8 protein-coding genes are annotated in these 13551 nt (G+C 46.4%); 1 reads left to right on the top strand and 7 read right to left on the bottom strand.

All coding sequences use genetic code 11. The features are described from left to right. Nucleotides 1-516: 516 nt before the first annotated feature. From MHI52_RS23825 to MHI52_RS23855, 7 genes are all read right to left on the bottom strand, one after another. Nucleotides 517-1785, bottom strand: a complete 1269-nt coding sequence (locus tag MHI52_RS23825) for an S-layer homology domain-containing protein (protein WP_405157769.1) — start codon at nucleotides 1783-1785, stop codon at nucleotides 517-519. Between the two features lie 347 nt (nucleotides 1786-2132). Beyond that, entirely contained in the window at nucleotides 2133-3644 is a 1512-nt protein-coding gene (locus MHI52_RS23830) for an extracellular solute-binding protein (RefSeq protein WP_282320451.1), read from the bottom strand. 180 nt (nucleotides 3645-3824) lie between these two features. Continuing rightward, nucleotides 3825-4937 (bottom strand): glycoside hydrolase family 105 protein, encoded by a 1113-nt coding sequence (locus MHI52_RS23835; protein ID WP_405157770.1) that lies wholly within the window; start codon nucleotides 4935-4937, stop codon nucleotides 3825-3827. Nucleotides 4938-4961: 24 nt separating this feature from the next. Then, a complete protein-coding gene (locus MHI52_RS23840; protein ID WP_036674498.1) occupies nucleotides 4962-6461 on the bottom strand; it encodes an extracellular solute-binding protein in 1500 nt (499 codons plus the stop codon). A gap of 62 nt (nucleotides 6462-6523) precedes the next feature. Further along, on the bottom strand, nucleotides 6524-7396 hold the full coding sequence (locus MHI52_RS23845) for a carbohydrate ABC transporter permease (RefSeq protein WP_017686862.1): 873 nt from the start codon (nucleotides 7394-7396) through the stop codon (nucleotides 6524-6526). Between the two features lie 45 nt (nucleotides 7397-7441). Beyond that, the gene (locus MHI52_RS23850; protein ID WP_017686861.1) at nucleotides 7442-8395 is read right to left on the bottom strand and encodes a sugar ABC transporter permease; all 954 of its coding nucleotides are present in this window, start codon (nucleotides 8393-8395) and stop codon (nucleotides 7442-7444) included. Between the two features lie 282 nt (nucleotides 8396-8677). Beyond that, nucleotides 8678-11014, bottom strand: coding sequence for an AraC family transcriptional regulator (locus MHI52_RS23855; RefSeq protein WP_165790022.1), 2337 nt, complete (start codon nucleotides 11012-11014; stop codon nucleotides 8678-8680). A 527-nt stretch (nucleotides 11015-11541) separates the two neighbouring features. Here MHI52_RS23855 and MHI52_RS23860 point away from each other — a divergent pair. After that, nucleotides 11542-13545, top strand: a complete 2004-nt coding sequence (locus MHI52_RS23860) for an endonuclease MutS2 (protein ID WP_405157771.1) — start codon at nucleotides 11542-11544, stop codon at nucleotides 13543-13545. Nucleotides 13546-13551 lie beyond the last annotated feature (6 nt).

Genomic DNA, 13551 nt, shown 5'->3' on the forward strand with positions numbered 1-13551 from the left:
CCGCATTTTTTTCACTTGTAACTCTTGGACTACCTATTCCTTCATAACTATTTACCTGCTGATATTTTACACCATCAGGATCGTTCTTTAACTTAATATCAGTTACCATTTCCTTATCAATTCCTATACCTCTATATGGCTTCCAACTTAGTGGCGGCCATCTACTCATATCAACATTATCAGGAATTTCTGTTTTTACAGGGTATGCATCATAATCAGTTCCTCCGTTATCCACATCTTTGTGTGTGCCTTGATATTCTGCCCTAAATTCTCCTGAATCAAGTTGATACCAGTAAACTCCCGGTGTTCCTTGAGTTGGGTTTGCATCAACTGTTACTGCTGGCCCTTTCATGGATTTGGAACCATATTGTTCTTCTACGGCATTAGCTTTAAGAGTATCAAAAGTGCAGTAATAGACTGGTAATATCATAAATATAATTACTAAGATTCTATATAAACTTTTAAAACCACCTAATAGATAACGTTTAATATTAAATTTAAACACCACCAAAAGTTCTATTGATAGATTTGAACTTCTTTACCAGCATCATTCTTCAACATATATCCTCCCTTTACAGGATCCAGAGTATGTGATGACCAAAATTTGGTAGATACCCCTTGCTTCAACATTGCGTTTGAATCGTCTGGTAAAGTAATAAATCCTTTTTCTTTCAAATAGCTCACGTTAAATAATCGTTGAATTGGAATAGCTATATTATCATTCGCTCTAGCAATAGTTAAAAGATTTGACTTATCAAGTTTTGAAGTAAACGTTATCTCAGCGTAGGTAGAGAAGCGCCCCTTTTGTGCCCTAGTCAAGTTATTTTGATCTACAAATAACGTGGCGTACAGTCCCTTGGGCTTAGTCCCTCGGGTATCCACTACGATAAATCTATGGTACCTTACGACCCCCACATTATTTTTCAACGTGTACTCTGTGTTAAATATATCTCCGAAGTTACCTTTAATATATTTGTAATTTGATACTGTCGTTAAATTCGTCCCCGTCGTACCGACCTCTCTCATCTCATTCAGGTCACTGTACTTCCCGGCATCCGTGCCCTCTACGTCCATATAACGCAGTAAAATGGCCGATACTTCTGCACGAGTTGTGGAATCCACGGGTTTCAATGTGCCATCCTGGAATCCACCGACAATGCCTGTCCCACGAACAAGGGCAAGATACGGAATCTGCTCAGCACGAATGGTGCCGCGGTTCACTTCCGGTGTGGGGAGCAGCGTATTTTTTGTATCGTTAAAAGCATCTTGGAAGCTGGTTCCGGACTTGATCAGTCCATTGGCAATCCATTTCATCATCTCGTAACGCGTCAGCTCCGCATTTGGATTGAACCCTTTGGCATAATCATCAGTGTTAATGAATCCTTGTCCGACAAGTTGGCTAACCGCCGCTTCAGACCAATGTCCCTTGAGATCAGCAAAGGGATTCTGTCCCTCTACCTTCTCTAGTCCAGTCGCGCGGGCGAGTATTGTCGCATATTCCCCACGCGTGATTTTGCCATTGGGACGAAACGTTCCGTCCTGGTAACCAGAGATCAGATTTTTTTCATAAGCTTTGGCAATTGTTGCTTGAGCCCAGTGGCCCTTGATATCCTTGAACTTGCTAAGGGCAGTGTCACTTGTTCCCGATGCAGCATTCGCTGTTGACGTCAAATGTACGGGGCCCATCGGTAATAGTGTTGCTGCCAATACTGCTGTTGTTACCAACCCGACGATCCAAACATGACGTTTTTTCTTCTTCTCGTGACCTTCAATTCGTTTATTCAATCTACTCACGCTCCTATGTACCTTAGTATGGGGATGCTTTACTTGGTCAACCTAGTCAATTCTTTTCATAACTAAAACCTAAATTTGCCATAATAATAAATATTCTACCATGTTGTACTAGGCTATTGGTATTATTTTTCGTCCATCCCCATCACGTTAAGGCGTGCGTCCCTCCTTCCATAGACCCACTTCATTCGCCTAAAAACACAAAAAAAGGCCATGAATCCGCAGATTCATAGCCTTATGCTTTAAGGGTGTGGTCTTTCTTATGATATTGAAAAATGAACTCACTCATAGAATAAACCATATCATTCCATTTGATCAACCTTTTTTTATTTCACCCAGCTTTATTTTCCGTTTAATTCTTTGTAGGATGCTTCCAATTCCGTGATCAATTGATCACCACCGGCTTTTCTCCAGCTTGCGATTTCCTGCTCCCAACCTGCATCATCGATTTTACCCATAATGTACTTGGTCTGCGCATCCCAGATCATCTGATCCAACTCCTGACCACGCTCAGTATAGATCGCCGAAGACAAGGTGAGTGCCGGATTGGCAATGGCATACTGCTCATTCTCACGCGCCATCTTTGTACCTTTCATACCAATCGGAACATCAACCAGTTCAGGCACGTTATAACCTTCAATGCTTAATAAATTATCCCGATATGGCTTCACTTCACGCTGATAAGCGTCAAAATCCTTAAGTTCGGTTTTCCCATCCGCAGTCTTGGTGTAGTGCACATCGAGCAATCCACGGAGCTGCAACGCACTTAATTCCTCATCCATCAACTGATCCAGGAACGTGAGAACCTGCTTCAATTGCTCCTCATCCGTAACGGATGCCTTCGGGATGACCAGCATTCCGTAGTTCCCTGGTTCTCCGGCGATGCGAATACCATCGGTTCCCTGGAACGGAGCCACATCAATTTCTCCATCCGGAGCGTTAGGTGTAAGCCTCTGCTGAGAGGACTTTCCGTTCTGGGCCACACCGTTAAGCTTCATGCCAACTAGGCCTGAATCCATTTTTTTGTCCGCATCAGAAGGGTCCAGAGCAGGAAAATCACTATTAATCAGTCCCTCGCTGAACAGTCGCTTGAAGAGTTTCATCGTATCCACGTATTCCGAGGTCAAGAACTCCGGGGTCAGTTTCCCAGCATCATCCACTCCCCATTTGTTAACACCGCCAATACTTACAGCAATCCGCGTCAGTGGGGAAGAGACACCCTCATTATACTTTTTAAAGAGCAGTGCACCGTACGTATCTTCCTTACCATTCCCGTCAGGGTCATCCTTGCGAATAGAGCGCATCACTTCATACCAGTCATCCAGCGTTTTTGGTATATCCAGCTTCAATGTATCAAACCAGTCCTTGCGATATACGATCGCAGTCCGTCCAATATCCCGGAAGTTCGGAATACCGTAGACCTTGCCTTCAATTTTGATATTGTTAAAATAAGCTTCGGATTGGGCAGACAGGTTCTTATAATCCTTCAAGTAAGGCCCAAGTTCCCAGAACAGTCCCGTTTTGGCGGCATTAAATGTGGTCGGTACATAATTCACACGCATAATGGTCGGCATCTCGCCTGAAGCAACCATAACATTCACCTTATCATCAAAAGCAGACTGCGGAATCCACTGTACATTGACATCCGTATTTGTATATTCCTCAATCTTCTTTTCAATCCCGTTCTCCTTGGCCGGTATATCACCTACCTGCATTAAAGAGATGGAAATGGGAAGTTTACCTTCCCCTGCAGCAGGTGCTTTTTCTCCCCCGCAACCTGCAAGCAATCCAGCGGACATTGCACCAATTACAACGATTCCGCCTAAACGGGACATTGGACCTTTTGGACTCATGAACCATCTCTCCTTTTGGATAAGGTTATGTACATAGACCACTCCGATGACAGAACAACCTTCCGATCGCTGTTATCCCCAGATTTTTTGATTCCCTTTTAAAAAGGGGAAAATCCGGGGATAAAGGCGAACGCTTCGCTTCCTCAGATTATTTCTGCCCTCTCCGTTCTCATGTACATGTTAGTTGGACTTGTAAAGTTCAATCTCCACTCCCGCCAAAATGAACGGAGCGACCGACTTCGGATCATTAATCCGAATGGACTCAGTCACATAATACTCATAGGACCCGTCACGATACGGGCTTCCTCCGAGACCTGCTCCGCCGTTACACTGCGTCAAAGACAGTACGCCTTCACGGTCCGTTTGCAGCAGATACTGCACCAGACCCTGATACCCTTTTTCCGCAACCGCTTTGAACTTGCCACTTAGATATCCTTTACGCACACCTTTGGCCAATGCATAGACAAACATTGAGGTCCCGGAAGCCTCCAGATAGTTCCGCTCACGTCCCGGTTGATCCAACAAATGTGGCCATAGTCCGGTCTGCTGATCCTGCACATGCACTAGTGCGTTTGCTACCCGTTCGAAGATACCCACAATCTGCCCGCGCTGCGGATGATCTACCGGCAGATAATCCAAGGTATCCACAACCGCCATCACATACCAGCCCATCGCCCGACTCCAGACATGTGGTGAACATCCCGTCTCACCCGAACTCCAGCGTTGCTCTTTGCTCTCATCCCAGGCATGGTACAAGAGACCGCTACGCGGATCACGTGTACGTTGCTCCACCAGCAAGAGCTGCAGAGCCGCCTTGTCAAACCACTTCTCTTCACCCGTCACTGCGCCATACTGGGTCAGATACGGAGTAGCCATGTACAATCCATCCAGCCACATCTGGAATGGGTAAATCTTTTTGTGCCAGAACCCGCCTTCACTCGTATGTGGCTGTCCCTTAAGCTGAGTCATAAGCAACTCCGCAGCTTTGCGATACTTCTCTTCTCCCGTTTTCTCGTGCAACAGGAACAATGCTTTCCCCTGATTGATCTGATCCAGATTATATTCCTCGATCGTATAGGAGCGAATGGAGCCATCTTCCTGAACGAAATGATCCATCAACTCACGGATGTAGTCAAAATACTTTTGCTCCCCCGTGTGCGTATACAGCTCCTCCAGCGCTTTCAGTAAGCAGCCGTTCTCATAATGCCAAGTGGAATACAGCTCATGGTTGCGATAACTTTCCATGAATTGCTGTGCCATGCGCACCGATGTGAGTTGCAGTGTTTCCTTCATGATCAAGCCTCCGCTTCCGGCTCTTTATTGAGCCTGTTTTTTGTAATCTTCGGCATATTCCTCACGAATCTTGTTTCCACCAGCATTGCCCCAATTCTCAATTTCCTTTTCCCAGCCACTTTGATCGATCTTGCCCATAATGTATTTGGTTTGCGCATCGGCAATCACCTGATCCAGATCCGCCCCACGGTCACCATACGTTGGAGAATATAACGTCAGCGCAGGGTTTGGCACAGCGTGCTCCGCAAGTTCCTTGGCAAGTGCCGTACCTTTTTCACCCAGTTCAGTGTCCTTCAATTTTGGTACGTTATATCCTTCCACATAAGGAAGGTTGTCACGGTAAGGTTTCACTTCACGCTGGAATGCATCGAAGTCACTCATCTCCACCTGATCTTCGCCCACTTTGGTGTAATGTTTGTCTTCCATACCACGCATCAACAGGGTCGCCATCTCAGGGTCCATCAGTTTATCTAGGAAGGAGAGCAGGTTTTTGAGTTCTTCTTCCGATTTCACCGTTGATTTAGGGAATGCTAGAATGCCGGAGTTACCTGTCTGTCCTGCAACACGATCTCCGTTCGCTCCAAGCAAACCAGCGATGTCTACCACACCATCCGGATTGTTTTTGGACAAACGCTCTTGCTGACTTTTTCCGTTCTGAGCAACACCAACACGGATACCCACAACACCGGAATCATACTTTTTCTCCGCTTCCGTAGAGTCGAATACGGCAAAGTCCTGGTTCAGCAGTTTCTCGTCATACAAACGTTTCAGCAGATCCAGTACCTGCATATATTCCGGTGTCATGAATTCCGGCGTGAAGCTGCCATCATCCTCGACTTTCCACTTGTTAGGTGCACCAAAACTTACGCCAAGGCGCGTCGTGAAGGAATATTGATCCTCATTATATTTTTTGAAAAGCATCAGTCCAAACGTATTATCCTGACCATCTCCATCCGGATCGGAGGTTGCCAGGGTTTTGATCGTTTCATACCATTCATCCGGTGTAGCTGGCACCTTGAGATTCAGCTTCTCGAACCAGTCCTTGCGATAGATCACTGTAGCCCGCGCAATATCGGAGAATACAGGAACCCCGTAGATTTTGCCCTCTACCTTGATGTTGTCAAAAAAACGCTCGTTCTGTGCCGACAGATTTTTGTAGTCTTTCAGCAAAGGCCCCACTTCCCAGAACACGTCATTACGCATCGCGCTGGTCACCGTTGGGTTATATTGCACTTTCACAATTTTTGGCATATCGCTTGAAGCGATCATCACGTTGATTTTGTCATTGTAGGCCGAAGCCGGAATCCACTGGATATCCAGTTTCGTATTGGTATACGCTTCAATCTTTTGCTGAACTTCATTACCTTTGCTTGGCACATCACCCACCTGTGCAATGGCTATGGACACATTTTGCACGCCGCCCTCGGCAGCCTGACCCTCGTCTGATCCGCATCCTGCCAGCAAACCTGTCACCAGTGCCAGTGTGCTTAAGACAGCTACGGCTTTCTTTTTTGTTGCTTTCATAACATGAAAACCTCCCTTTTTTTATGCAGTCATACTGAACTGACTTCGAACCATGTGCCGACTCAACCTTTCACCGAACCCAGCATCACTCCTTTTGCAAAGTGCTTTTGCAGGAATGGGTATACCAGCATAATCGGGATCGTGGAGAACACGATAACGGCCATGCGAATGGTAAGCGGCTGGATCTCGGTCTCTTCGATACTTGTGTCTCCGATTCGGCTCTGTGCCAGAATGACAATCTCACGTAGCCAGACTTGGACAGGCCACTTCTCACTATCGTTGATATAGATAACAGCGCTGAAGAAACTGTTCCAGTGGGCCACCGCGTAAAAGAGTGAAAATGTCGCCATGGCTGGCATGGACAACGGCAGTACAATCCGGAACAATACGCTGACATCGTTACATCCATCAATTTTGGCTGCATCCTCCAGTTCGTCGGGAATGGCCTGGAAGAAGTTTTTGAGTACGATCAAGTTAAATGCACTAATAGCGGTAGGCAGCATCAACGACCATAACGTATCCGTAAGATGCAAAGATTTGACGACAAAGTATGTTGGAATCATCCCGCCACTGAAGAGCATTGTGAACAATACACCGAGCAAAATGGGCTGGCGTCCACGCAGATATCTTCTGGAGAGCGGATATGCCATAAGTGACGTAAACAGCAGGTTAATGAAGGTACCGATCACGGTAATATAGACCGATACGCCCAGACTGCGAATCAAGGTATCTGTAGAGAAAATGTAACGGTACGCAGCCAGAGAGAACTCTTTTGGAAAAAGAATAAATCCTCCCTTAGCCACTTCATGCGGACTGGTAAACGAAACGGCCAAAATATACATGAACGGGATGACCGTAACAATTCCAATCAATAGCAGCAATCCGTGATTGAGAAAATCGAAGATCCGGTTGCCCCACGTTTTATCCTGTTGCATCTTAATGTTCACTCCTGTCTGGTGAAGAACGTCTGCCTCCGAGGGTTAGTAGACGCCTTCCTCCCCGAATTTTTTGGCCAGCGTATTGGCACCAAGAACAAGCGCCAGCCCGACAACCGATTTGAACAACCCGACAGCAGCACTATAACTGTACTGTGCCTGGGTAAGACCCTTCGTGTACACGTAGGTATCAAATACCTCGCCCACATCCCGGTTTGTCGGAGTTAGCATCAGGAAGATCTGTTCAAAACCTGTATCCAGGAAATTTCCCAGACGCAGAATGAGCAAAATGACGATGGTACTGCGAATGGCCGGCAACGTAATGTGCCAGGTTTGGCGCCACCGATTGGCACCATCAATCCGTGCAGCTTCATAGAGCTGTGTATCCACACCGGAAAGCGCCGCCAGGAAGATAATTGTGCCCCAACCGACTTCTTTCCAGATGGATTGTCCGACAATCATCGTTCGGAACCATCCGGGTTCAAGCAGGAACGCCACTTTTTGGCCCGTCAGGTTATAGAGCAATTCATTAATCGCACCACCCTCAGTTGTGAACAGCATGTAGAACACACCGACAACAACAACCCAGGAAACAAAGTGTGGAACATAAACAAGAGTTTGTACAAATCGTTTGAAGCGTTCACGGCGAACTTCATTCATCATGAGTGCCAGTACAATCGGCAGTGGGAAAAAGAACACAATGTTATAAATGGCAAGTAAAAACGTATTTCGAAATAATGTCCAGAACTGCGGTTCTCCGAAGAAACGCTGGAAATGTTTGAACCCTACCCAGTCACTTCCCAAGATGCCCTTGTAAGGCGTGTAATCCTGAAAAGCCATCGTGATGCCATACATGGGTATGTATTTGAAAATAACAAAGTAAAGCACACCCGGTATTAACATGATATACAGCCACCGGTTTTTGATAATGTCCCTCCACAGCAGGTTTTTGTCACTGCGGGTAGCGGGCCGTGTTCGAGCCGCCGTTTCGGCTTTCATATTGTCTTCCTCCCCACATTGGAAACGATTACAAAATATCACTTCCTGAATTCATGTCTTCATTGTGGAGGATAAACGAATGACTGGCTATCGTCTCGTTTTAGCCTTTTGTTTTTCCTTATGTAGCAAGGGTTTAGCTCATTTACATCACAGAGTTCAAAGGCGCAATGAACTGCTTTCAACCTCTATATTCCTGTCTTAACTTCATAGAGAAAAGTGGTCTTCTTCCTTCATCCAAACATAAAAAAGCCTGCCTGCCATGGCGGGCAGAGCAGGTTTGTTTTATCGCTGCTGCTCCCGGTACTTGCCGGGGGTGGTTCCTGTGATTTTGCGAAATGTACGGATAAATGCGGTTGGGTTGGTATAGTTTAATTTCTCGGCAATCTCCGATATTTTAAGATTTGTTGTTTGCAGCCATGTCTTTGCTTTTTCCATACGATACTCTGCGAGATATTCCGTAAAATTGACTCCAGCTTCCTTCTTGAATACCCGACTTAGGTAAACAGGGTGAAAATTAAGCTCAGCGGCACAGGCTTCCAGCGACAATTCACGATCATAACGTTCCTCGATCAAACGAATCATACGTCTCGCAATATTCATGTATTGGGATTCTTCCTGCTCTCGCCAGAAACGAATGACGGGCAGGAACAGCCGCTTGCGGAACCAATTGGTCATTTCGTCCAATGTGGACAACTTCAGCAAATGTGACATGGATGCTTTTTCACCCAGTACTTCGGCTACATCTCCACCTTGCTCCTGCACAAGCTGATATACACGAGACAATAACTGAACCATAATGACGGGGTATTCACTGAAATGAAGCTTTTTGTCTGCAAGCAGCCCCAAATATTGCTTAAAGTAGGCGTCCGTCTTCTCCTCATCTCCTTGTTTGAGCGCAGACGCAAGCTGATCCTCAATCATACGTAACTGGGTATACAACGCGGCTTCCATCTGACCACGTGGCTGAATATCCTCGTAATGCAAAATAATACGGCTGCCCAGACTTACCCGGCCTTGCAGAGCCTCGCGGCTCTCCTGAACCGCTCTTGGCGTATCTCCAATACAAGCGTAGGAACGACTGATGCCGATACTTACGGGCAGATTAAGATAAGTTACGACACGTTCACGAATCCAGTCTGCCTGGGTATGCATCCATTCCTTCAGCTGCACCTCATCCGTCAGTTCGGAGGCAAGTACGGTGACCTGAGCATCATCCAGCATGACCGGGGTGAACCGAACTGCCGAAGGAAGGAGCTCACCTACCATATTGTTGACAGCAAACAGCAGCAGATCGCGATCCTGTTCCTCATATCGGGTCCCTTCCAAGGTATCGATCTGGAGCATGAGTACACCAAGACTCGCCCAGCCTGTCGGGAAATCGTACAATTCTCCCTGATATCTGAAATCTTCTTCCGAGATTTTACCTGTCAGCAGTTTGGTCATAAAAAACTCCTGGAGGTGCACATGCTGCCCCTTCATCTGCTCACGCATCGTTTTCTCCGAACTGAACAAGGTTGACAATTGCTCCTCAATATAGATAAATTCATCTTGACGGCGTCCTGACGGGGCAACTGGGGAATCCAAACCCTTCGTAAATTGCAGCAGTCTGGAGATTGGTGAGTACATCCGCCGACTGCCGTATATGGCGAACAATCCCGTTACACATAACATGACCAGTGTAGCGATACCGGTAACCAATGCAATTTTCTGTGACTGGGCCGTGATCTGTCCAAGAGATACAACGGACACGTATAACCAGCCATTGAGCGGAGATTGCCTATAACTAACTGCCACTTGATTACCTTCCACCTCCGCACTGAAGAAACCCTCTGGCTGGCCCGTCGTTTGCACCATTTCCTGAATTTCCTTATTCAGCGCGTCATATTTCCCGCCTTGCTGCATATCGTTCAGAAAATACTTCTGCTCCCGATCCAGAACGTACATATCTCCAGAATTCGTATTCCGGCTCAAGTAGGTACTCAGTTCCGTATCGGCGATATCAATCACAAGAAATCCCTTTGGTTTCACATTGGTTGGTATCATCGGGATTTTGAATACCATACTGACCACATTATCCGATGATATAAGAGCAGGTGCCTGTTCGGTTGTTAGTTCACCCATACCTGCTGACACAGGTACACTTTCTTTGGCTGAACTAGCATTCTGAGTGACCCAGAACAGGCTGTTGGTATAACTTAGGTAGGAGCCAATTCGGTCTCGAATGCTGAAATCATCCAATTTGCCAAAAGAACGCATCGAAACGACCCAATCTTCATCCAGATTAACCAGATAGGCTTGGTCAATGTTCGTAACCGCTTGCAAGTTGTTAAAACCGGAGGTCAGATCACGAATCTCCTGAAACTCGCTGCTGTCTAGTGGTTTCTTCATCGCTTGTAGTACCAAGGGCGAATTAACATACTGGATGGAGGATAATTGCAGGCTGCGCAGAACTTGTTCTACCCTCATTTGGGTCTGATGTAATATCTGAAGATTGCTCTCACGCACTTTCTGTTCAATGTCACGTGATGCAATCGTATACGAGACCGAACCAATAACAATGACCGGAAGGGCTCCGAGGATCAGGGTAAAACAGAGCAAACGCAGTAAATACTTCGGCAAGAAGAGCATCCTCCTTTATACGTATGTTTATTAAAATAAATCGCTTTCATTGGATTAATTTACTATTGTTATTTTAAAACCCATTCTTATTCAAGTCCACTCATTTATTCTAAAGGTTGACTTCAAACCAATTTCCAGTTTATATTGGTTGCATATTCCTCAATCAAAGGAGAGATTTTTAATGTCGGTGAATGTTCTTAACTAACCAAGTTTCATATTCAGGAGTTTGGCCTTTCATTGCGCTTGTGCCCATATGGCATACGTGTATTTCATGATGCGCCAGATCCCTGTACTTAGTTAAGAACAGCGGATATCATAAATCGCCTCCGGGATTGTAATTGTCCGGGTCTATTTAAGCGCTGAGTTCAGCGCGGATTTTTTAGTATAGACCTGTAGTGGACTTTGCTTTCCCATACGTTTAGGGCGGAGAATGACGTTTGTTCATTCTCCGCCCTTTTTGCGTTTTCCAGGAATATGTTTCAGCGCGTCAACTGAAATCCCAATTCAAATTCAAGGAGAGATTACGCATGAATGAGAACACATTAAACAGTTTGGGCTATCCACAAATTCAAAAAAATGTTGCAGACTGCGCCCTGTCTTATCTGGGCAAACGTTATGCGAGAGAACTAAAACCGATGGTAGATGCTCACCTGATCGAGATTCGCCTGGAAGAAACAGCAGAAGCTGCTGCATTGATTCGCTTCGGGGCCAGTATCCCCCTCCCTTCACTCGACGGAATGGAAACCATTATGGATCTGCTTGGCACCGGTTATCTATTCAGTGAACGCGACTTCAGTCATCTCGCTCAGTTCCTGCGGAGCTGTGCACAACTTATGAAATACATGGAGGGCAAATCCGGGGCCGCTCCCACCGTCAGTCGTTATGCAGCATCCATGATTCTAATCGAACCTTTGCTGAGTGAGATCGAGCGTTGCATCCATAGTGGACGCATTCAGGATCAGGCGAGCAAGGAACTGATTCGTATTCGTAAAAAAATAACGGTGAATGCGGAACGCATGAAACGAAAACTTGATTCTCTGGTGAGTAAACATCGCTCCATTATGCAGGAACATGTCATCAGCCAACGGGGAGGAAGTACGGTGCTGCCCATTAAGAAAGAGTTTCGCAAACAGGTGAAAGGCAGTGTGCTGGATGAATCGGGGAGCGGGCAAACCGTGTATATTGAACCCGTTGAATTAGTAAGTCTGCAGATGGAATTGGCTGCTCTACAAGCCGAGGAGTCCCGAGAGGAGATGAGAATTCTCGGTGATTTAACCTCTCTGGCCGAATCGTATAACCGTGAAATCGCCCTCAACACCGAAACGGTAGGTGTATTGGACTTCCTGTTTGCCAAAGCCAAATATGCGGCCACCATGGATGGGCGTACCGTTCGAGTCAATACTCAGGGCCACATTAGCCTTCAACGTGCACGTCATCCATTCATGGGTTCTTCCATGGTTCCACTTGATTTTGCCATCGGCAGAACGTATTCATCGCTCATTATTACTGGCCCGAATACCGGTGGTAAAACGGTCGCACTCAAAACATTTGGTTTGTTAACCCTGATGATGCAATCCGGTTTGCTTATTCCGGTCGAGGAAGGTGGCGAGATGGCTGTTTATAACGAGGTAGCGGTTGATATTGGTGACGGACAGAGTATGGAACAAGCACTCAGTACATTCTCTGCACACATTCGCAATATGATCGGCATACTGGAACAGGCCAATACTTCGACTCTGGTGCTCATTGATGAGATGGCTTCCGGCACAGATCCCGGTGAAGGTGTCGGATTGTCCATCGCCATGCTGGAGGAACTTCACAGCCGCGGAGCAACCGTTGTGGCGACAACACACTTTGGTGAAATCAAACATTTTGCAGCTGCCACGCCAGGATTCGAAAATGCCCGTATGGAATTTGATACCGTATCTCTCCAGCCGCTGTATCGATTGCGTATCGGAGAAGCTGGTGAAAGTTACGCCTATTCCATCGCTTTGAAGCTAGGCATGCCACAGCGAATTATCGAGCGCTCCAAGTCCCTGTCCGATCAAAGTATTTCGAGAGATCGTACATTAGGGTTCACGTCGCCTCCTTCGGAAACTAAGGCCCTGACGCCTGCTCGTTCTGGTACAGAATCAGTCAGCCCAGCAGAGTTATCCAGAAAGAACCAGTCGAAACAGTCAAAGGATCCAATCCGTCTCAACAAAAAGACAACAACCAGAGAGTCGGATTCTCCTGCCCCTGCCAAAACTTTTCGCAAAGGAGATCCGGTGTATGCGGCCTATCTTAATCAGTCGGGCATCGTCTGTGATGTCGAGGATAGCCGTGGAAATATCGGGGTCATGCTGCGAGGACGCAAAGTCAAAATCCATAAGAAACGCCTGACTCTGCATATATCTGCCAATGAGCTTTATCCAGGTGACGATTATGACTTGGACATTGTGCTGGAAACAAAGGAAAATCGAAAGAAACGTAAGTTGATGGGACGCAAACATGTGGAAGGCCTCCAAATCGAATTACCGCCTGAAGAATAGCCGATG

This window comes from Paenibacillus sp. FSL H8-0283 (genome assembly GCF_045040675.1).
In the GTDB taxonomy this organism is placed as follows: domain Bacteria; phylum Bacillota; class Bacilli; order Paenibacillales; family Paenibacillaceae; genus Paenibacillus; species Paenibacillus amylolyticus.